Source organism: Streptomyces sp. NPDC051217, from assembly GCF_044455465.1.
Taxonomy (GTDB): domain Bacteria; phylum Actinomycetota; class Actinomycetes; order Streptomycetales; family Streptomycetaceae; genus Streptomyces.
Genome location: NZ_JBITEV010000007.1, coordinates 82044 through 102793 on the forward strand (window position 1 = coordinate 82044; position 20750 = coordinate 102793).

A 20750-nucleotide genomic window follows, 5' to 3' on the forward strand; every position below is an offset into this window, starting at 1 on the left:
TCCTCTTACCAGAAGTCGGGCAGGCTGTAGCGGTAGGTATTGGTCCGGTGCCAGTAGTGGTTGCCGTCGACCCAAACGGCCACCCCGCGCAGAAAGCGGTGCACGCTCGGGACGGGGCAGGCGGCGGCGAGAGCCGCTGCTTCGGCCTCGAAGTCGTGCATGAGGTCGTTGTGGACCTCGACCGCCTTCAGATAGGCGTCGCGTTCGGACAGGTCCTCACGTTCGGCGAGCACCACGGGCAGGTTCAGATGCCGGCCGGGGCCGGCGAGTTCCTTGGTGTACGAGTACAGGTCGTTCACGATGGTGGTCGCGTTCGACGCGAGCGCGATGACCCGCTGCATGGCGGGCTGGGCGTGCAGGTCCGCCGGCAGTTCGTACCCCCCGACGGTGTCGGTGATGGTGGGACAGGGGCGAAAGTTGTTGAACTGGCGCATCGCCAGGTACTCCCACACCTCCGGGACGTGGTCCAGCTGCGCCCAGGCGCCCTCGGCGAGGTAGCCCATGTGCAGACGGGCCATGTCGTGCCGGAGGCGATCGGCCTGGGAGGGGCCGGCCTCCTGGGTGAAGTACTCCATGGCGGAGCGGTAGGCGCGGCGGGGCGCGTCCGACTGAAGCGACAGGGCCCACTGCGGCTGGTACTCCTGCGTCGTGTGCAAGGCGTCGAGGGCGGTGTGCGCCAGCAGAAGACGCCCGCCGAGGCCGATGGGTGAGCCTCCGTGGTCCTCGCAGTAGCAGTCGTCCACCGCGTTCTCGGCGACCATCAGACGCGTGGCGAGCATCAGATGGTCGACGGTGGGGGCGTCCGGATGGCAGGCGACCATGTAGCGCCCCACGGAGAAGCCGTCGAACTGGTCCTCCCAGTCGTCGGGATACAGGTCGACCTCGTCCAGCGCCCAGGACTTGATCCTGCTGCTGACCTCCGCCACCCGTACGGGGTCCGGCTCCGGCACGGAGTGGTGGTAGAGACCAGGGATCGGAATCCCTTCGGCCGATGCCGATGCCGACGCGGCCGGCTCCGGCTCCGGTTCCGGTTCCCGCTCTGCGCGGCGGGCGAAGAACAGGCCGGACGTGCCCAGGCCGCTGGGGCCACGCAGGATCCGTTCGAGGCCGGCGGTGGGTGTCCGCACCTCGGGGACAGGGACGTCCACGGAGAGCGCCGCGGCCGGCGGCGAAGGCACCGGGGCCGGGGCCGGGGCCGGGCCGCCGGTGACGGCTCTGACATCACAGGCGCGCGCGGCCGCGTCGGCGAGGACGTGCGCCCCGAAGTGGGACGCGGCCGCGGGCAGGCTCGACTGCGGAGGAGAGAGCTCAGGGTCGGGCATCCATGGCTCCTTGGTGGGGGTGGGTGTGCCGTGTCCGGGCACGCACGGCCGACCCGGGACGCAAGGGCTGTCGTGACCGCCGGGTACGAGAGGCGCCAGGGGGTACGGGAGTTTCGAAACACGCCCTGGGGCGTGTGGTGAAAGTAGCGCGGTCCGCCCGCAGGGCGGGGCTCACGCCCGCCGCGGAGCGGCTGACGACTCGTTGGTGCGTGCGATCGCAAGGCGCAGGATCGGCGTGGTGGATGGACCGTGCGTACTCGGGCGACCCGACAACGCCACGAGCGCGTGCCAGCCGCCGTGAGCCGGACGGGCCTCTCACCACACGCTCTAGCCGTGCCGGCCGGCGATCTGCACGTTCTCCAGTACGCCGAGGGCGTCGGGCACGAGGACGGCGGCGGAGTAGTAGGTGGAGACGAGGTAGGAGATGATCGACTTCTCGTCGATGCCCATGAAGCGTACGGACAGGCCCGGTTCGAGCTCGTCGGGCAGTCCGGTCTGGCGCAGCCCGATGACCCCCTGGTTGTCCTCGCCGGTACGCATGACCAGGATCGAGCTGGTCTTCTCCCTGGTGATGGGGATCTTGCCGCAGGGCAGGATCGGGACGCCGCGCCAGGCGGGGACCTGCTGACCGCCGAGGTCGACATGGTCCGGGTAGAGACCGCGGCGGTTGAACTCACGGCCGATCGCCGCGATCGTCTTGGGGTGGGCGAGGAAGACCTTGGATCCGCGGCGGCGGCAGAGCAGTTCGTCGAGGTCGTCCGGGGTGGGCGGACCCGAGTGGGGCTGGACGCGCTGCTTGAAGTCGGCGTTGTGGAGCAGACCGAACTCCCGGTTGTTGATCAGCTCGTACTCCTGGCGTTCGCGCAACGCCTCGACGGTGAGCCTGAGTTGCTCCTCGGTCTGGTTCATCGGCCCGTTGTAGAGGTCGGCGACCCGGGTGTGGACCTTCAGGACGGTCTGAGCGAGGGAGAGTTCGTACTCGCGCGGTTTCAGTTCGTAGTCCACGAACGCGCCGGGCAGTTCGGCCTCGCCGGTGTGGCCGGCCGACATCGCGATCTCGGCCTCGCCGTGACGGTTCTGCCGCTGGAGAGGAAGTGAGCTGAACCGCCGGACGTGGGCCTGGAGGCCGGGCGCGGCGGAGACCACGGCGGCGAAGTCGGCGCGGTCCAAGGTGAGCAGCGTGCCCGCGGTCTCGGCGGTGGCGGTGCAGTCCCACCTGGCGTCCGCGTCCAGCAGCGCGTTCTCACCGAACTGGTCACCGTCGGCAAGTACGGCCACGGCCGTCTCGTCGCCGTACTTACCGACGGAGGTCTGGTTGATGCGGCCGTGCGCGATCAGATGGATCTGCTCGGCGGGCGTACCGCGCTCGGCCAGCGTCTCGCCGGCGCGGAAGTCGCGCTGGACGCACCGGTCGGCGAGCGCGGTCAGCACTTCCACATCGTCGAAGCCGTGCAGCACGGCCAGTTCGCCCAGTTCCCGGGGGATCACCCGGACATCGGCACCGTCCTGGACGAACTCCACCCGCCCGTCGCCGACCGTGTAGCTCAGCCGGCGGTTCACTCGGTAGACGCCGCCCTTGGTCTCCACCCAGGGGAGCGTCCGCAGCAGCCAGCGAGAGGTGATCTCCTGCATCTGCGGGGCGGACTTGCTGGTGGTGGCAAGGTTACGGGCAGCCGCCGTGCCCAGGCTGGACCGCGGAGGCGAATCCAGCTGCGCTTCGGGGCCGGTGTCAACAGTCATCGAGCGAAGTCTCCTTCGTAAGGGCGGTGGCCGGCACGCGGGCGTGACTGACACCGGGAAAGAGGATGAAGCGGGGCATACATCCGGGAATCCGTCCAGATACCGTGGAACAGTAATCGCGGTGCACCAGGTCGGCCCCGAGAAGCCTTCGCCATTAGCTCGATTCGATGATCTTGCCGCCAACAAGGTTTGCAGGGGCGGCGGTTGGTATCCGTCGGTGACTGTCGCGCGGCCTCTACGCCCGCACCGGGAAGGACGCCTGGAAGTTGAGCCGGTGGTCGGCTCCGTCGCCTATGTGCGCGAGCAGTTCGTCGAGTGCGAGGTACTCCTCCCACCGCTGTCCGCCTGTGGCTTGTGCCAGCCGCGAGATCACGAGGTCTTCGAGTTCCTGGACGCGCTTGTTCTTCCAGATCTTGTCGGCCGTACTCACCAGCAAGTCTTCGAGTGTCGTACCGGGATCCGTCCAAGAGGCGTGGGTCCCGGCGAAGCGGGCGAGATCCGGGCCGAAGCCGCGGGCCAACAGCAGCTCCCGGCCGGCCTCTTCGTGCGACGAGCCGGGCCCGGACAGTTCGGCGACATGCACGGCCTTGCCGATGTCGTGTGTCGCCGCACCGAACAGAACCGCCTCGCGGTCGACGGCGATGTCCGGGTAGCGCCGCTCCAGCCAGTCCACCAGTTGAACCGCCACGTCGTGGACGGCACGCAGATGGGCGGCCAGCCGGGGCGGGGCGTTCAGGGACCGGAGCAACTCCACCACCCGATCCGGCAGCGGCCGAAGTGGCGGATCGGCGGGTACGTGCAGGGCTTGGGCGAGGACGTCCGGTGGTGTCACCGGTTCAGATTACTGACGCCGCCCGCCGACACCGGGTCCACCGGAACGGCTGAAGAGGGTCTGAACGCGACCCTCCGGCTGCTGGGCCTGCCGCCTGCGGGCGGGCCCCCGGCACCATGCGGGGCCCCCGCCCGCAGGCGACACCACGAGCGCGCGAGCGGCTCGGGGAGCCGTCAGCGGGCGCGGTCGTAGATCAGGGCCGTCTCGCCCAGGTCGCCGGTCTCCTGGTGTGTGAGCGTCCACTTCGACGCGGGCAGGCCGTCGTCGAACAGGCGCCGCCCGCCCCCGGCGATCTCCGGGCAGATCATGAGGTACAGCCTGTCGATCAGGTCCGCCGCGAGCAGCGCCTTGATGACGCTCGCGCTGCTGTTGACGAGGATGTCGCCCTCGCCCGTGGCCTTGAGCCCGGTGACGACGTCGGCGGCGGGGGCGTTCACCACTCGGGCGCGTTCCCACGGCGCCTTGGTCAAGGTGGTCGAGAGGACCACCTTCTCCGCGTCCGTCAGCCACTTCGCGTATCCGCGGTCACGTGGATCCGCGTTCTCGTCGTCGGCGACCGGCGGCCAGAACCCCAGGAAACCCTCGGCGTTGAGCCGGCCGAGGAGCGCGGTCGTCGCGCCCTCCCAGATGCGGGTGAGATGGTCCCGCGCGACCTCCGTGACCGCGTACGGGACGATCGCGCCCAGATCACCCGGCCCCCCGGGACCGCTGTAACGTCCGTCCAGGGTCAGGTTGATGTTCGCTCTCACCCTGCGGCCGGTCGAGTTGGTCATGTCGTTCATGTCGTGCGTTCCTTCCGGTCGGTACGTCTTGTCAGGTGCCTCGGACGTGTGTCGGGCCGTGCCCGACGGTGTCGGCGAGGTTGTCGAGCACCTGGCCCCAGCCGGTCTCGATCCCGGCGATGTAGGGCATGGCGTCGACGGTCGTCTCGGTGATGCGCAGGACCAGACGGAGTCGGGTGCCTTCCGGCGCCTCGGCGAAGGTCAGGTCGTAGTGGCCGGTGAACGCGACCGCCCCCGCGCCGTCCAGCACCGACAGGTCGAACACGAGGTGTTCGTGCTCCTTGGCGGCGTGGACCGTGCCCGCGGAGCGGTAACGCCCTTCGGCATCCCGGTAGTCGAGGACGACGCGGCCGCCCGGCCTGGGCTCGATGGCGCCGTCGATGACCGTCATCGACGGCGGGGCCCACCAGGAGGCGAGCAGGTCCGAGTCGATCCAGTGCCGCCAGACGGCGTCGGGGGGCGCGGCCAGCAGGCGCTCGAACGAGAAGGTACGCCCGTCCGCCCACCGCTCCCCGTCCGCGACCGCGGATTCCGCTTCGATGGCGGCGCGATAGCGCGCGACGACGTCTCGCTCACCCTCGTGCGCGTCCGCGGTCCCGACCAACTCCAGCAGCCGCCGCGAGAGAGCCACCAGGGGCGCCGTCTCGACCGCGTACACGCGACGTTGCCCGAGGGGGAAAACCGTGACGAGGCCGACGCGGGCCAGGGTCTGGAGGTGCTTGGTGGTCTGCGGCTGCCGCAGACCGGTCAGCTCGGCCAGTTCACCGACAGACCGGGGCCGCTCCGCGAGGAGCTCGACGATGCGCCACCGCGCGGCGTCTGCGAGTGCTGATGCGATCCTGTCCATGACCAAAATATTCATCACAGGGAATATTCTTGTCAAGGAATGCTTCTGGCGGACGTGGGACGGCGAGGCCGCGTTTCCGTTGTCGCCTCGCGCTTCGTATGAGCGCTCACCCGAAGGAGTGATCGACGAACTGCCATCTGTCGCAACGGTGAAGCGTTTTGTAGCGTCTGACCTTCCAGGGGAAGGGGGCGCGATGAACGCACAGTTGGAGTGGAGCGCACGGGGTGCCTGCCGGGCGGTCGACCCGGACACCCTGTTCGTGCAGGGCCAGGAGCAGAACAGGGCGAAGTCCGTGTGCCTGGGATGTCAGGTGCGTACCGAGTGCCTGGCCCATGCCCTCGACAACCGGGAGGAGTTCGGTGTCTGGGGTGGCATGACAGAGCGGGAGCGCCGGGCGTTGCTACGGCGAAGGCCGACCGTCACGTCCTGGCGGCGTCTCCTGGAGACCGCCCGGAGCGAACACGAGGAGCCCGGGGAAGGCGAGGGCGAACACATGCCCGCCAGCGGTTTCTAGGCCCTGTCCAGGGTCGCGAGATGCCGCTTGGCCAAGCGCCGTACCTCGCGGGCCTCGCGGCGGCGGCCGACCCCCTTGAGCATCGTGGCCAGGGAGTCCGCGACCCACAGCAGCCGCTCGCCGTACTCCTCGCGATCCTCGGTGGTGAGTGCACGGGCCAGATCCAGGGCCTGTTCCATCGTCTCGACGGCCTCGGATCGCCGCCCCGCCCACCACAGTTCCCATCCGAACTGCTTCAACTCCATGAAATACGCGGGCTCGTGGGTGACGGGATCGGCGTCGGCGAGGCGGAGGCCGATCTCCAGGGCCTCCGCCAGAGTGTCCAGATCCGGCGTCGGCCCTCGCCGGGCCCGGGACCGCAGCAGTACGGCGAGTTCGGGGCCGTGGACGGTCAACTCCGCTACGCGGAGGTGCCGGTAGAGAACGATCACCGCGTCCTCCGCGACGTCGTAGGTCCCTTGGCCGTACTCCACGCGTTCCGGGGCGCCATGTGTCCGCCTGCGGGGATCGCTGCGCTCCTCGAAGACCGCCGCCTCACGGGCGGTGGTCCGCGCCTCTTCCGGCATACCAATGGCCTGCTGCACCGTGCTGAGCACCTGAAGGGCGCCGGCCAGGTCGGCGTCGAGGGCGGCCGGATTCGCGCGGGCCCGACGACGCCCGATCTCCACCGCCTCGGCGGCCGCCTCCAACGCCTCCCCGCGCCAGCCACTCGTCCTGAACAGGTCCTCCGACGGCGACAGCCCGTGATTCCTGATCAGATCCTCTTGCGGTTTTCCGACGTCCACCAGCATTTGGGCCTTGTTGGTGAGTGCCCGGGCCAGCCCTCCCTCGTGAGCGGCGGGCGCGCTCCGGGCAAGGGGACGCAGCATGAAGACCGCCCGCCGGGTCGCGGCCAGCGCGGCGTCGAGGCGTAGCGCGCTGCTCAGGGAGCTGCCGAAGTTGAGCAGGGTGATGGCCAGGTCACCGCCGTACTCGCCGGGCCGGGACGCCGCCAGCCCGGCGTACAGTTCCAGGGCTTCACCGTCGACTGTCAGCGCTTCGAGCCATCGGCCGACACGTCCCAGGTTGTTGGAGTAGTTGGACAGGGAGAGCGCCAGATCGGCGATGTCGGCGTGCTGGTCGGGCCGCAGGCGCCGGCGTCTCAGCTCCACCGCCGACTCCATGGCGCGTACCGCCTCGTCGTAACGGCGCTCCCGGCTCAGACTGCCCGCGTGGTTGTTCAGGGCGCGGGCCAAGTCGGCTTCGTAGACGGCTGGTTCGGCGCGGGCGAGGTCGCGGTAGAGCGCGACCGCGCGTTCCTCGGCGGCCAGGCTCTCGTCGTAACGGCCGGCCCCGCCGAGACTCCAGCCGAGGTTGAGATGGACGACGGCCTGTTCCGCCGGGTCGTCCGTCACCGCCAGCCAGTGCTCCGCGAGGCGCACGGCCAGCACCGCGGCGGCCGGGTCCAGGTCGGCGTCGTCGCGGCGGGGCAGGTACGCGTTGATCTGCTCCAGTAGCCCGATGTCGATGTCGTCCAGGCTCACCAGCGTGCCGAGCGCGGCGCCGCCGGCCGCGACGGCCAGCCAGGGCGCCTCACGGAGCAGCGGGTACAGATGCAGCGTCCCCAGATGCGGCCAGCGGGCGGCTCCGCTCGCCAGGACGGTCACCGCACGGGGCAGCCAGGGGGCCGGCGAGGCGCGGTCCGTGTGCGGGAGCAGTGCGTTCAGCGCGGATGGCGCCCAGTCGTACGCCGGGTAGTCGGCGACGTGGCCGGGCAGGGTGAGGGCGACGAAGTCCTCCGCCAGGCGGTCGGGCGTCAGCGGTTCGAGCACCGTGCCCGGCGCGAGGTCGGCAGGGCCCGGGGGTTCCGTGGATCCGGTTGGTGGATAGCACACCGCGTGGTCGGCGAGCACGGTCTCGGCGGGGAGCGGCAGCCCGAGCGAGGTAACCGCCACGGTGCCGGTGGGCCGTTCCACCGCGCCGGTCAGCGCGGCGGCGAAGACGGCGCGGTTCATGATGGCGGGAGGCGTGCGATGGCCCGGTGTGTCGGAGAGCCGGGCCCAGTGCCGCTGCTCACGGTCGAGCAGGTACGTCGTCAGGCCCGCCGCGTCGGTGGGCGGATGCCGTCCGTCGCGGTGGGCGTCGACGGCGGCCAGCGCCGCCATGTGCACCGTCAGGGTGAGCCCGAACTCGGGTCCCGCCAGCGGCACGGGCGGTCCGACCGTTTCGGGCGCCGGGAGTCCGTACCGGGCCGCGAAGGCATCGCGCGCCGCACGGAACATTCCCGTACGGTCGTCGCGCCCCGGCTCCCCTTCCTCCTCGCCTTCCCCTTCACCCGCCAGCGGTTCCAGCGTCTGACGCGAGGTGGCCGCCTGCACGTCCGCCAGCGTCGCGCGCACGGCGGGCCACATGGTGGTGTCGCGGGCCAGGAGCAGCACCCGGGCGGGCAGGGCGTCGTGGTGGAGCAGCGCGTTGCTGAGGAGCCAGGACAGGTCGGGCAGCGGCCAGTGGTCCGCGTAGTCCACGATCAGCAGTACCCCCGCGGCGTTCTCGGCGCGGAGGTCCTGGCTGCCCGGCGGTGGCAGTACGGTCCCCGGCCCGCGTACGGCGGCCACGACGAGCCAGCCCTCGGCGGCCGACTCGGCGGCCAGGCGTGCGGCGAGCCGGCTCTTGCCCTGGCCGCCCGGACCGTGGAGCCAGCGTGCCGAGAGCCGCCGGGGCGCGTCGCGCCAGCCGCGCAGCTCCGCGAGGTCGTGGGCGCGGCCGGTGAACGGCACCACCTCGTGCCGGGCGCTCAGCATCCTGCTGGGCAGTTCGCGCAGCCACTCGGGGTCCGACTCGGGCGCGCCCCGCCAGTTCCGCAGGACGTAGACGGGACGGCCGTCGCCGAACACATGGATGTCCGCGCCGATCACTCCGTACGCGAACCCGCCTTCCGCACGCACCACTTGGCGGGCGGAGGGCCCGGGGTTCGAGCCGTTCGGTGCCGGCCCGCTCACACCGAGGAGCCGTCCCCGGAGGCACCGTCCCCGGGCGCGCTGTCGCCCGACGCGGCCTCCTCGGGCGTGATGTGCCGGTGGATATGAACGCTGCTGCCCGGTCCCTGGGTGGCGAACGCCGTACCGCCGGAGTGCGCCGTGACGTTCTGCGTCCAGTGGTGCTCGGTACGGGGCAGCCCCGCCGCGACCTCTTCCACCACGCGCCGCAACTCCTCGGTGGCTTCCGGGTGTTCGCGCAGGAGCGCCGCCAAGCGCCGGGCCCAGGGCCGGATCAGCTCCTCGCGTACACCCTCGGTGTCCTCCTCGTCGGCCACCAGGTGCGCGTCCCCGTCCAGTTGCACCGCGATCGCGGTCGCCTCGTCCTCGCCCCGGCGCCGGAACAGCTCCGCGACACGGCCGCGCGCGCCCTCCCAGGTGCTGGTGGCCATGGCGGCCACGATCGTGGTCGCGCCGGTCATCGCCAGCACCGACATCGGATCCGTCATCGACATTCCCCCTGAAGTCCCCGTGTGTGAAAGTCAGCGTAGTGCGAGGTGGCAGGGCACGGAATCATGAATGCTCCGCCCCCCGGGCGGAGTTGACGGGAAGGCGGGGTGGGGTATGGCCGGGCGCGCCATCTGGGACGACGCCGCCGGGATCGACCGGCAGGCCGCCAGACACCTCAGGCCCAGACACCGGAACGTACTCGGGGAGCTGATCGCCTCGGTGCCGTTGGCGGACGGTGTCCGGCTGGCGAAGCGGTACGCCGATCTCTTCCCGGCGGACCACGACGACGCCCCTTTCCTCGCCCGGCTCGCAGCGGCGGACGAGGAGTTGGTGGCGCGGGTGACCGCGACGGCGGCCGACGCCTCGCGTTCCGTGCATCCGCTCGTCACCGGCGCCGCCGAGTGGCTGTCCTTCGGGGTCGACGCTCCCGTTCTCACCCTCACCGGCTACGAGGCCGACGGTCTCACCCGTGTCGCCCTGCTGTCCGACGGCTCCTGGCGGGACATCTACCTGGGTGAGCTCCACCATCACGCTGTCGCGTGCGTGGACGAGGAGAACGTCGTGGCCGTCCGTGACGAGCCCGGGGGCGGGCGGGCCCTGGTGCACTACCGGCGTGGTGCCACCCTCCACGTCTCGCACGGCAGGGCTCTGACGGGTATGCGGCCCGCGGGCACGGCCGCCGGCTTCGTCGCGGGTGCCGCGCTGCAACCGGTCGCTGCGGTGGCGGGACCCCAACTCGGCCCCGGCGTCGTGGATTTGAGTCCGTTCGGCATCGACACCGCCCACCGTCTCGCCGTCTCACCTGACGGCGGCGCGGTCGCGTTCGGCGGCAGCACGGACATCGTGCTTCTCGACGCCGGACTGGAGCGGCTGATCGGGCGTACCGTCCTGCCGGTGCCGCACGGGCCGGTACGGGAGCTGACGTTCACGGGAGCCGGCGAGCTCGTCGCCTGCGGCATGGACGGCGGGCTCAGCCGGTGGCGTACCGAACCGCACGAGGCGCTTGTCCTGGAGGCGGTGGGCAAGGCTCCCCTGCTCACCGGCCTGTTCGCCGTCCCGGCCTGGGGTGTGCTGGTCGCGCACGTGGGCAGTGAGGGGCGGCATCGGTTCTTCGACCAGGTCACACTCGGGCCTGCCGGCTGGCCTCGTCCCCTGATGGAGCTGCGGGACCGCCCGGGGGTCCTGCGTACCGTCGCGGCTTCGGCCAACGGCCGGTTCGCCGCAGTCGGGACGCTCGACGCCGGGAAGGGCTCCGCCCTCACCGTCCACGACTTCCATCACCCGCTGGCCCGGCTGCTTCGCCCGGTGGCGTCCCTGACCGAGGAGGATCACGCGGCCGTCGGACGGGCCCTCGGCGGGAGCGGCCAACTCGGCCCCGGTGAAGGGACGGTGCTGGAGTTGCTCGACGCTGCCGCAGCGCACCGGCTCAGGGCCGCGCCGCCCGAAGCGGACCGCGACCCCGACGACCGGGTGCCGCGCCACCAGGACGGGGATGGCGAGCCCGGCGCCGAGCCGGTGTCGGGCGGCCTGGTCCGGCGGACGGATCCTCCGCGTCCGGGGACCGGTGGGTGAGTCGACGGGGCCGCGCCGCGGAGGCCGGGCCCGGCAGGAGGTCGCCGGACGAACAGGGCTCCGTGATGTCGTCAGATGGCCGCCTCCGCGGTGGGGAACCCGGTGGAGCCGCTGACGTCGGCCCACAGCGCGGCCTCGGCGGCACGTTCCTTCGATGCCTTCTCGGCGAAGGTGACCGCGTCGGCGCCCAGCAGAATCCGCAGCGGGGGCTCGGGGCTGTTGACGATGTCGATCAGGACGCGGGCGGCGCGGGCGGGGTCGCCCTGTTCCTTGCCCTCGTTCTCCCGGCGGTAGGCGTGCATCCGTCCGACGGTCTGCTCGTAGTCGGGGCCGGGCTCATGGAGAGTCATGGACGAGCCACCCCAGTCGGTGCGGAAGGCGCCGGGCTCGACGATGGTGACCTTGATGCCCAGGGGGCCGACCTCGGTGTTCAGGACCTGGGAGAAACCCTCGACGGCGAACTTGGCGGTCTGATAGGCGCCCATGCCCGCGGTGCCGCCCACGCGTCCGCCGATCGAGGAGAACTGGAGGAAGTGACCGGCGCGCCGGACCCGCATGTGCGGCAGCGCCGCGCGGGTGACGTTGACGACACCGAAGAGGTTGGTCTCGATCTGGGCCCGGAAGTCCGCCGGGTCCATGTCCTCGATGGACCCGGAGTTGGCGAAGCCCGCGTTGTTGGCGACCACGTCGAGCGAGCCGAACGCCTCCACCGCGGTGGCGACGGCGCCGCGGGCGGCTTCCGGGTCGGTGACGTCAAGTGCGACGGTGCGGACGCGGTCGCCGTAGGTGCCGGCGAGCTCCGCGAGCTGTTCGGGCCGGCGCGCGGTGGCGACGACGTTGTCGCCGGCCTCCAGTGCCCCCTTGGCCAGTTCGTGCCCCATGCCCCGGGAGCTTCCCGTGATCAGCCAGGTATGGCGTGCCATGATGCGCTCCTTGATACCTACGTACTAGTTGGTCGGTACTTCCAGCGTGCCTCGTTCCGCACCAGTTGGCAACCTACTAGTTGGTAGGTAAGCTGGGGTCATGCCCCGCAATCCGGACGCCACACGAGCCCGCATCATGAAGGCGGCGACCGACGAGTTCGCCACGTACGGGATCGCGGGCGCCCGCATGGACCGCGTCGCCGAGCGCGCGGCGAGCAGCAAGGAACGCATCTACACCTACTTCGGGAACAAGGAACAGCTCTTCGACGCGGTCTTCAGCAACTACGTCAAGGAGTCCCTCGCCGAGGTCGACTTCGACGCCCACGATCTGCCCGCGTACGCGGGCCGTATGTTCGACCACTTCGCCGACGCCCCCGAACGGCTGCGGCTGTCGACGTGGTACCGCCTGGAGCGCGCCGGGGCCACGCCGCTCCAGGCCCTGATCGACACCAACGACCTCCGGGTCCGCCGCATCGCCGCCGCGCAGGACGACGGATCGGTCCCGTCCCACTTCACCGCCGTGCAGCTGCTGGCGCTGATCCAGGCGCTCTCGACGTCATGGGCGACGATGAACCCGGAGTTCTCAGCCCTGGCCGCGCCGATCAGCCGCCGCGAACGGCGCCGTACGGTGGTCGAGGCGGTGGCACGCGTCGTCGGCGTCACCGCCGACGCCCCTTCCGACGCCCCTGACGACGCCGGCTGACGGCCTCGTCCACGCCCGGTTCGAGTCCCTCACCGAGCAGACCGGGACACCGCACCGACCCGGGCCCCGCCCGACTGCCGGACACCTCAGGCCGCCCGGACGGCCAGCCTCGTACCCAGCTCCAGGATCCGCAGGGAGCGCTCCGTGGCGTCGGCGAGGATCTCGCTGCTGCCCTCGATCGCCTCGGGCAGCGACATCGGGGCCGGCAGGATCGCGCTGTACGCGTCGACGCCGATCGCCCGCACCATGTGCGCGCCGGGCCCGATCGTGCCCGCGAGGACGAACACCGGCACCCCGGCCGCATACGCCCGGCTCGCGACCTCGGCGGGGATCTTGCCCCGTACCGTCTGGTGGTCGAGCGCCCCCTCCGCCGTGATCACCAGATCGGCGCGGGCCAGCCTGGCGTCCAGGTCGAGCCGGTCGAGCAGGACTTCGAAGCGGGGCAGGAGCTGTCCGCCCAGCGCGGCGAGTCCCGCTCCCAGACCACCGGACGCCCCGGTGCCGGGGGCCGTCCGCAGATCGATCCCGGGCGGCAGATCGCGGGTGAGGACCGCCGCCCAGCGCTCCAGGGCCGTCGACAGCACCTCCACCCCGAAGGGGGTCGCGCCCTTCTGTGGTCCGAACACCCGCGCCACGCCGTGGGCACCGCACAGCACGTTGAAGGGATTGCAGGCCACGAGCAGTTCGGTGTCGGCGAGGCGGCGGTCGAGTCCGGACGCGTCGAGGCGGTCCAGTTCCACGAGCGCCGCGCCACCCGGCGGAAGTTCGCGGCCACGGTGATCGGTCAGCCGCGCGCCGAGCGCCTGGAGTGCTCCGGCACCCCCGTCCGACGTGCCGGAGTCCCCGCAGCCGACGAGCACGCGCCGCGCTCCCATGTCCAGGGCGGCCCGGATCAGCTCGCCCACGCCGTACGTGGTGGTCTCCGCCGGATCGCGCCGGTCGGCCGGTACGAGGGAGAGACCGGCGACGGCGGCCATCTCCACGACGGCGGTGACGGGTCCGGGGCCGTCCTCGCCGAGCAGGCCGAAGTGCGTGCTGACGGGCCGCCCGACCGGACCTGTCGCGGTGCGCCGCACCAGCCGGCCGCCACCGGCGAGGGCCAGTGCCTCCGCTGTCCCCTCTCCCCCGTCCACCAGCGGGATCAGATCGATGTCGGCGTCGGGGATCACCCGCAGGACGCCTTCGGCGATGGACTCGGCCACCTGGGACGCGGAGAGGCACTCCTTGAAACCGCTGGGGGCGATGACGATGCGGTAGCTCATGGCTGGGTCTCCAGATGGACGGGCACGCCGAGCAGCGGCCAGACGGCGAGGGCGAAGAGCAGCACGAGTGCCGCGGTGAGCGGCGCGAGTACGGCCGAGAGCCGCAGGAGGTCGCGCGGGGTGTACGTGGGGGTTCCGGCGGGCAGGTCGGCGAAGAGCGCGACCGGCTTGGCCGACGCGGGGAGCGTGTGGCAGAAACCGGCGGCGGCGGTCGAGGCGAACGCGGCGGCGACCGGATTGACGCCGGCGGCGAGCGCCGCGGCGATCACCAGTGGGACGAGCACGGACGACCTGGCGGAGCGGGACTGGAGCGCCAGGTGGGCCGCCGTGCTGACCACGATCACACCGGCGAGAAACATCCACGGCGGCATCGACTCACCGCCCGGCACCCACCCCACCAGCCAGTCGGCGGCCCCCGATTCGGCGAGCGCCACGCCCATCGCCATGGTCGCGGCCATGAAGAGGAGCAGCGGCCAGGGCACCGTACGCAAGCCCTCCTTGAGGCGCACCGTGCCCAGCGCCGGTGAGGAGGCGACGACGGCACCGATGAGAGCGACGACCGCGGGAGACACACCGTGCAGCGGCTCGCTGCACCACAGCAGCACCACGGTCCCCAGCAGAAGGAGACACCGGGCCTCCGACGGGGTGAGGGGTCCTTCGACCGGTGCGTCGGAGTGCTCCTGGATCTGTGCCGTGGTGATCCGTACGGGCCCCGTCCGGTCGGCCCGTCGGGTCGTCGTCACCAGCACCAGCTCGGCGGCCAGATGGGAGGAGACCACGGCGAGCGGCAGCCCGAGGATCAGCCAGGTGACGAAGCCCAGTTCTTCCCCCGTCTGCTCCCACAGCACGCTGACGGTGATCAGATGCGCGCCGGCGCCGATCAGTGTGGCGACGGCGGAGAGGAGGATCACGGTCGGGAAGAGGAGCGCGAGCATCACCACCAGCCGGGTCCGGTCGGCGAGCGCCTTCGCGAGTGCCAGGAATACCGGCAGGGCGAGCGCGGCGCGGCCCGAGGTCGCCGGCACGGCGAAGGCCGTGACGACCAGCCCGGCCGTGGTCAGATGCGCCAACTGCCGTACGGTGCCCGCCCCGCCGACCAGAAAGGCGGCGGCGCGGCCCGCGAGTCCGGTCGTGGTGACGGCGGCGGCCAGGACGAACGCGCATATCAGCAGCCACACCGTCTCGTCGCCGAGAGTCGCGAAGAGCGTCTCACTGCTGATCACCCCGGTCGCGGTGAGCGCGAGTCCGGCGCCGAGTGCGACGTAGGTGTCGTCCACCGAGGTGGCGATCCAGATGTACGTGGCGAGGGTGAAGACGACGAGCGTGAACCGCGCGTCGCCGCTGAGGCCGGGGAAGTTACCGGGCACGGCGAGCAGGGCACAGAGGCTGAGAACGGCGCAGAGGCAGATGGTCTGCCGGAGAGACAGGGGCACGACGATCAGCCTGGGGGCGGGCCGTGAGGTCCGAATGAGCCGTGGGTGAAAGCCGCTTCATGTGCGTCTCGGCGCCGTCGGCCCCGCGCCCGCGTACGTGTACGCGGCCGGGCATCGTCCTCCGGCTTACGGCATGCGGTAGCCCATGCCCCGTATCGTCTCCAGCCGCTCCGCCCCCAACTTCCGCCGCAGCGCCCGCACATAGACGTCCACGATGTTGGAGCCGGGGTCGAAGTCGTAGCCCCACACATGCGAGAGGATCTGCTCGCGCGACAGCACCTGGCCGGGGTGGCGCAGGAACATCTCCAGCAGGACGAACTCACGCGCCGTCAGATCCACGGTCCGCTCGCCGGCCCGTGCGCGCCGCGTCCTCAGGTCGAGACTGAGGCTGCCGCTGCGCAGCATGGTGACCTCCGGCGCGCGCGCCGCCGTACGCAGCCGAAGCCGGACCCTCGCCAGCAGTTCCTCGAAGCGGAAAGGCTTGGTCATCCAGTCGTCGGCGCCGCCTTCGAGTCCCGCCACGGTGTCGCGTACGGAGTCCCTTGCCGTCAGCACGATGACGGGCAGCGTGACGCGTGCCTCACGCATCTCCCGCAGGACGGTGAATCCGTCCCGCCCCGGCAGGCCGATGTCGAGCAGCACCAGGTCGAATCCGCCGGACACGGCGTGGTGCAGCGCGGAGTCGCCGTCGTCGGCGACGGTGGTGGTGAAGCCGTTGGCCCGGAGCCCCTTCTCCACGAAGGAGGCGATCCGTTCCTCGTCCTCGGCGATCAGAATGCGATTCATGAGCCCGTCTCCAGGATGAGTACGAAGGTGGCGCCGCCGCCGTCGGTACGGCGCAGTTCGACCCGGCCGTGGTGGCCTTCCGCGATCGCCTTGACGATGGCCAGTCCGAGTCCGGCGCCACTGGTGCGGGTGCCCCGGCGGGCCGTGCCGCGCCGGAATCTCTCGAAGATCACCCCGGCGTCCTGCGGCGGAATGCCGGGGCCGTTGTCGGCGACGTACAGCTCGATCCGCCCGCCGTGCGTCTGTGAGCCGATCCGTATGCGCTGGCCGGGGACGGTGTGCTGGACGGCGTTCTGCGCGAGCTGGACCATGGCCTGGGTGATCCGCTGCGGATCCAGCGGCGCCTCGCGGTCGGCGACCGAGTCGAGCAGCCACTCCCGCTCGCCGAGCGTCCGCGCCTTGACGAAGACGTCCGCGGTCAGCTCCGCGAGCTGGACCGGCTCCGGGCGGACGAAGTCGGGACGCTCGGCCCGGGCGAGCAGCAGCAGGTCCTCGACGATGCGGCTCATCCGGTCGAGCTCGTCCGTGACGAGGCGTATCGTCTCCTCCCGGTCGGCCGGATCGTCACCCATCAGTTCCAGATGCCCGCGCACGATGGTGATGGGAGTACGGAGTTCGTGCCCCGCGTCGTCCACGAAGACCCGTTGCGCGGCGAACGCCTGCTCAAGCCGGTCGAGCATTCCGTTGAACGTCTCCGCGAGCGCCGCGATGTCGTCGCGTCCCTCCACGGGGATACGGCGCGTGAGATCCCGCTCGGTCAGCTCGGCGGCGGTCTTCCGTACGACCCGGACAGGGGCGAGGATATGGCCGGCGACGACCCAGCCGATGCCGCTCACCAGGATCAGCGCCATACCCGACAGGGCCAGCAGTGTCCAGAACGTCTTGTCGGCGACGGCCCGTTCGCGGTCCGCGTGGAACGCGACCACGAAGGCTCCCGGCGGAGCGTCACCGAGCGGGCGGATGGCGACCTTGGCCCACCGCAGTTCGCCCCGTGCCCGGTGCAGTGTGCCGGAGGAGTCCTTGGACGCCAGGATCCGGGAGAGCGCGACCTCGTCCCGCCACAGGGCGATGCGTTCGGGGAAGTCACGGCGCTGCCGGATGACGTCGGGCGTGCTCACGGAGGAGTGGGGCAGACCCAGCAACTCCTCGTCCCTGTCCGCGTACTGCCGTCGCAGAAAGGTCTGGAGCAGCCTGCGGGTGTCACCGAAACTCCGGCCGGTCTCCGGGTCAACGCCCTGCTCGACGAAGTTGGCGAACTCGCCCGTCTCCTGTGACAGCAACTCGCCTATGCGGTGTTCCACGTCCCGGTGGAGGATCGAGCGCACCGTGACGGCCACCGCCCCGAGGGCCACGGCCATCACCACCAGGAGCCACAGCAGGATCCGCACGCGGGCGGAAACCCTCGGAAGGTCAACCGTCATCACCGAAGTCGTCGTCATCGTCGTCACCGTCGCCGGCGGACGGTCCGGGCACGATGTCGCCGCCGGGTGAATCGTCCGGCGAACCGGCGGGTGGCCCCGTGGGCGAGCCGGTGGGCGAAGGCTCTCCAGGTCCGGTGCTCGGCGTACCACTCGGGGTGCCGCTCGGCGTGTTGTCGAGTCGCACTCCGGGGGGCACCTTGGGCGCCTCAGGACTGTCGGTCATAGCGTAGCTGGTCGCGGCGATCCCCAGAGGGACGGCGACGACGGCCGCCAGGGCCGCCAGACGAATTGAGAAGGCCATGCCGCCCATCCTGGCGACCGGGACATTCACCAGCATGAAGCCGGGATGAGGATTTCTTCATGAGGGGTGAGGGATCGGCGCACCGCTCCTCGGGTGGTGCGTCCGCGTCCTTGGGGGGAGCTTGGAAGGTGCGGGTGCTCGTGCCGTACGACGCACGGGCCGCCCGCGACGTGGTGGACAAGGAAAAGCTGGTGGTCAATCGTGCCGAACTCGTCCGGACACCCGCCCCCGCGCCCGCGCCGTGTCTCCGTCGACCGCGACGGGCCGGTCCTCGTGGAGGGCCCCGTGGAGGCGGTCGACGCAGCCGGGAACACCTGCGTCTCGAACCGTTTCGTCGTCGCCCTGTGCGTCTGCCGCCGCAGCCGCTCCTACCCGTGGTGCGACGCCAGCCACCGCCGCCGGGTGCGCGGGGAGGCGCGCTCGGGCACGGCGGACGGTCGCGGAGCGGAGAGCGAAGCCCGGGAGGAGGGAGGACGCGGCGTTGACGACGTACCGTGAGTCGCGCGCGGCGAGCCCGCCGCTGCCGGAAGCACGGGGCGCGGTCTCGGCCTCCGTACGCACGGCACTGGGCGAAGGAACGGCCATCGCGCTCCCGCCGGGGACCGTGGCGGCCACGGACCCTTTCGGTGACGATCTGCAACTGGCGCTCTACGTCCTGTACGAGCTGCACTACCAGGGATTCGACGGGGTCGACGACCGGCGGGAGTGGGACCCGGACCTGCTGCACCTGCGCCGCCACCTGGAGGACCGGTTCCTCGGCGCCGTACGGGAGGCGGCCCCCGGCGGCGAGGGCGACACCGCGGACGAAGCCCTGGCCGGGCTGCTCGTCGAGCCCCGGGGCTACGACCCGACGAGCATGACCCACTTCCTCCAGCGCGACGGCACCCGCGAGCAGCTGCGCGAGTACGCGGCGCTGCGCTCGCCCTACCACCTCAAGGAAGCCGACCCGCACGCCTGGGTTCTGCCCCGGCTGCACGGCAGGGCGAAGGCGGGCATGGTGGCCGTCGAGTTCGACGAGTTCGGCGCCGGCCGTCCCGAGTCCATCCACGCACGGCTCTTCGCCGATCTCATGGCGGATCTGGATCTGGACATCCGCTACGGCCACTACGTGGACGCGACCCCCTCCGAGGCCCTGGCCTCCGTCAATCTGATGTCCGCGCTCGGGCTGCACCGGGCGCTGCGGGGCGCCCTCGTGGGTCATTTCGCCGTGGTGGAAGTGACGTCCTCACCCGGGTCCCGGCGGTTGGCGCGGGCCATGCGCCGGACCGGCGCGGGGCCCGCCGCCGAGCGCTTCTACGACGAGCATGTGGAGGCCGACTCCGTCCATGAACAGGTCGTCCGGCGCGAGGTCGTCGCGGGGCTGCTGGCCGACGAGCCGCACCTGGAGCCCGATGTCGCCTTCGGCGTCCGGGCCACCGTGCTCGTGGAGGACCGGCTGGCGGCCCGCCTGCTGAACGCGTGGCGCGCCGGCCGGAGCGCTCTGCGGCGCCCGCTGCCCCCCTGAGGCGAGGGTCGTCCTCACGCCACCGGGTGGCGTTCCCGCAGCCGGCTCAGCAGCTGGTCTCCGATACGGGCCACCTCCGGCCGGTACGGGGTGTCGGAGAGGACGAAGTGCGTGATGCCGAGTTCTCCGTACTTCCGCAGCGCGGCGGCCACATCGTCCGGGGAACCGACCAGCCAGGTGGTCCCGGCGCCACCGCCCCCGACCCGCCCGGGGGCGGTGTAGAGGCACGAGTCCAGCACGTCGCCGCGCTCCGCGAGGTCGTAGAGCCGCTGCTGGCCGACGGCTCGACGCCGCCCGTTGTCGATCGTCGAGTCACGGACACCGGCCAACTGGGCCACCTTTGCCTCGGCGTCGCGCCAGGCCTCCTCGGTCGTGTCTCGGACCAGCGTCGTGATGCGCAGTCCGAACTCCAGCGGCGCGTGGGTACGGCCGAGGTCGTCGCTCAGCTTCCTGAGACGGTCGATGCGCTCGGCCACACCGTCGAGCGGTTCTCCCCAGAAGAGCTGGACGTCCGCCTCGGTGGCCGAGACGGCCTCGGCCGCGGCTGAGGCGCCGCCGAAGTAGAGCCTGGGGGTCCGGCCGTGCTCGGCGCCGTACGGGCGCGGGCTCGCGGTGGAGCCCTCCACGCCGAAGAACTCGCCCCGGAAGGTGACGTTCTCCTCCGTCCAGAGCCGGCGCACGAGTTGGAGGAATTCCCGTGTGCGGTCGTAGCGGCGGGCCGGGTCGCTCTCTCCGTCGCCGTACGCCCCGGCGTTGTCGAGGCCGCTGACGATATTGACCAACAGGCGCCCCCCGCTGAGCTGGTCCAGAGTGGCCGCGGCGCTCGCGAAGTGCGCGGGCCCCCAGTAGCCGGGGCGTATCGCCACCAGCGGTTTGAAGGTGGTGGTACGGGCGGCCAGCGCGGTCGCCACCGTGAAGGTGTCAGGACGGCCCCACCCCGTACCGATGAGGGCTCCGCCCCAGCCGTGGTCCTCGGCGGCGCGGGCGATCTCGGTGGAGAAGCCGAGCGTGCCCCACCCGTCGGTGGTGTCGTCACCGCGGTGTCCGGGCTCGACCGTGTTGGGGATGTACCAGAGATATTCGTCGCTCATGTCAGTCCTCCGATTCACTGTCGAGCGGGGCGGCCTTGCTCGCCGTGTCCGCCGGACTCGCCGTGCTCGCTCAGTGGGAAATCACGCGCGCCGCCGCGCGCGGGCGGCCCACGTCAGAGGGCGACCCACGGCGAAGCACGGTGCGGTGAGAAGAAAAGGGCCACAGAAAAGGGGATACGGGCCGCGTTGTTCGGGGCCCCGCCGAGGACGGACCCGGGGCGATCGCGATGCCCGCGCGGCGTATGGACGCGAG

At 71.4% G+C, this 20750-nt stretch carries 19 protein-coding genes; 5 read left to right on the forward strand and 14 right to left on the reverse strand.

Translation table 11 applies throughout. The features are described 5' to 3' along the window. Nucleotides 1-5: 5 nt before the first annotated feature. The 5 genes from ACIBBB_RS17870 to ACIBBB_RS17890 all read right to left on the reverse strand — a co-directional run bounded on the left by ACIBBB_RS17870 (nt 6) and on the right by ACIBBB_RS17890 (nt 5523). Nucleotides 6-1322, reverse strand: a complete 1317-nt coding sequence (locus ACIBBB_RS17870; protein ID WP_398982923.1) for a family 2 encapsulin nanocompartment cargo protein terpene cyclase — start codon at nt 1320-1322, stop codon at nt 6-8. A 327-nt stretch (nt 1323-1649) separates the two neighbouring features. After that, nucleotides 1650-3062: a family 2B encapsulin nanocompartment shell protein gene (locus tag ACIBBB_RS17875; RefSeq protein WP_398982925.1), complete on the reverse strand. Its 1413-nt coding sequence runs from the start codon at nt 3060-3062 to the stop codon at nt 1650-1652. Nucleotides 3063-3297: 235 nt separating this feature from the next. Then, nucleotides 3298-3894: an HD domain-containing protein gene (locus tag ACIBBB_RS17880; RefSeq protein WP_398982927.1), complete on the reverse strand. Its 597-nt coding sequence runs from the start codon at nt 3892-3894 to the stop codon at nt 3298-3300. Nucleotides 3895-4067: 173 nt separating this feature from the next. Then, on the reverse strand, nt 4068-4667 hold the full coding sequence (locus ACIBBB_RS17885) for a dihydrofolate reductase family protein (protein WP_398983389.1): 600 nt from the start codon (nt 4665-4667) through the stop codon (nt 4068-4070). Between the two features lie 40 nt (nt 4668-4707). Further along, a complete protein-coding gene (locus tag ACIBBB_RS17890) occupies nt 4708-5523 on the reverse strand; it encodes a metalloregulator ArsR/SmtB family transcription factor (protein ID WP_398982929.1) in 816 nt (271 codons plus the stop codon). A gap of 193 nt (nt 5524-5716) precedes the next feature. Between ACIBBB_RS17890 and ACIBBB_RS17895 the strand changes: the two genes are divergently transcribed. Then, on the forward strand, nt 5717-6037 hold the full coding sequence (locus tag ACIBBB_RS17895; RefSeq protein ID WP_398982931.1) for a WhiB family transcriptional regulator: 321 nt from the start codon (nt 5717-5719) through the stop codon (nt 6035-6037). Here ACIBBB_RS17895 and ACIBBB_RS17900 read toward each other — a convergent pair. Both ACIBBB_RS17900 and ACIBBB_RS17905 read right to left on the reverse strand, forming a co-directional pair. Continuing rightward, nucleotides 6034-9015 (reverse strand): tetratricopeptide repeat protein, encoded by a 2982-nt coding sequence (locus tag ACIBBB_RS17900; protein WP_398982933.1) that lies wholly within the window; start codon nt 9013-9015, stop codon nt 6034-6036. The two genes, ACIBBB_RS17895 and ACIBBB_RS17900, sit on opposite strands and share 4 nt — an antisense overlap. Next, on the reverse strand, nt 9012-9500 hold the full coding sequence (locus tag ACIBBB_RS17905; RefSeq protein ID WP_398982935.1) for a hypothetical protein: 489 nt from the start codon (nt 9498-9500) through the stop codon (nt 9012-9014). Before ACIBBB_RS17905 ends, ACIBBB_RS17900 begins: the two co-directional genes overlap by 4 nt. 115 nt (nt 9501-9615) lie before the next feature. On the opposite strand from ACIBBB_RS17905, the gene ACIBBB_RS17910 reads away from it, so the two are divergent. Further along, the gene (locus tag ACIBBB_RS17910) at nt 9616-11073 is read left to right on the forward strand and encodes a hypothetical protein (RefSeq protein ID WP_398982937.1); all 1458 of its coding nucleotides are present in this window, start codon (nt 9616-9618) and stop codon (nt 11071-11073) included. 71 nt (nt 11074-11144) lie between these two features. Here ACIBBB_RS17910 and ACIBBB_RS17915 read toward each other — a convergent pair whose 3' ends face one another. Further along, the gene (locus tag ACIBBB_RS17915; protein WP_398982939.1) at nt 11145-11996 is read right to left on the reverse strand and encodes an oxidoreductase; all 852 of its coding nucleotides are present in this window, start codon (nt 11994-11996) and stop codon (nt 11145-11147) included. Between the two features lie 100 nt (nt 11997-12096). Between ACIBBB_RS17915 and ACIBBB_RS17920 the strand changes: the two genes are divergently transcribed. Further along, a complete protein-coding gene (locus tag ACIBBB_RS17920) occupies nt 12097-12699 on the forward strand; it encodes a TetR family transcriptional regulator (RefSeq protein WP_398982941.1) in 603 nt (200 codons plus the stop codon). Nucleotides 12700-12785: 86 nt separating this feature from the next. On the opposite strand, the gene ACIBBB_RS17925 is transcribed toward ACIBBB_RS17920, so the two are convergent. The 5 genes from ACIBBB_RS17925 to ACIBBB_RS17945 all read right to left on the reverse strand — a co-directional run bounded on the left by ACIBBB_RS17925 (nt 12786) and on the right by ACIBBB_RS17945 (nt 17902). Next, nucleotides 12786-13961, reverse strand: a complete 1176-nt coding sequence (locus ACIBBB_RS17925) for a glycerate kinase (RefSeq protein ID WP_398982943.1) — start codon at nt 13959-13961, stop codon at nt 12786-12788. After that, nucleotides 13958-15394 (reverse strand): SLC13 family permease, encoded by a 1437-nt coding sequence (locus ACIBBB_RS17930; RefSeq protein ID WP_398982945.1) that lies wholly within the window; start codon nt 15392-15394, stop codon nt 13958-13960. Before ACIBBB_RS17930 ends, ACIBBB_RS17925 begins: the two co-directional genes overlap by 4 nt. Before the next feature lie 126 nt (nt 15395-15520). Beyond that, nucleotides 15521-16180, reverse strand: a complete 660-nt coding sequence (locus tag ACIBBB_RS17935) for a response regulator transcription factor (protein WP_398982947.1) — start codon at nt 16178-16180, stop codon at nt 15521-15523. Continuing rightward, nucleotides 16177-17619, reverse strand: coding sequence for a sensor histidine kinase (locus ACIBBB_RS17940; protein WP_398982949.1), 1443 nt, complete (start codon nt 17617-17619; stop codon nt 16177-16179). The genes ACIBBB_RS17935 and ACIBBB_RS17940 overlap by 4 nt, the downstream gene beginning before the upstream one ends. Next, complete coding sequence (locus ACIBBB_RS17945; protein WP_398982951.1) at nt 17591-17902, reverse strand: small hydrophilic protein; 312 nt, start codon at nt 17900-17902, stop codon at nt 17591-17593. Before ACIBBB_RS17945 ends, ACIBBB_RS17940 begins: the two co-directional genes overlap by 29 nt. A gap of 201 nt (nt 17903-18103) precedes the next feature. On the opposite strand from ACIBBB_RS17945, the gene ACIBBB_RS17950 reads away from it, so the two are divergent. Continuing rightward, a complete protein-coding gene (locus tag ACIBBB_RS17950; protein WP_398982953.1) occupies nt 18104-18400 on the forward strand; it encodes a CDGSH iron-sulfur domain-containing protein in 297 nt (98 codons plus the stop codon). Then, complete coding sequence (locus ACIBBB_RS17955; RefSeq protein ID WP_398982955.1) at nt 18384-19406, forward strand: iron-containing redox enzyme family protein; 1023 nt, start codon at nt 18384-18386, stop codon at nt 19404-19406. Before ACIBBB_RS17950 ends, ACIBBB_RS17955 begins: the two co-directional genes overlap by 17 nt. Before the next feature lie 14 nt (nt 19407-19420). Here the strand turns inward: ACIBBB_RS17955 and ACIBBB_RS17960 are convergent, their stop codons facing one another. Beyond that, nucleotides 19421-20497, reverse strand: coding sequence for an LLM class flavin-dependent oxidoreductase (locus ACIBBB_RS17960; RefSeq protein WP_398982957.1), 1077 nt, complete (start codon nt 20495-20497; stop codon nt 19421-19423). Nucleotides 20498-20750 lie beyond the last annotated feature (253 nt).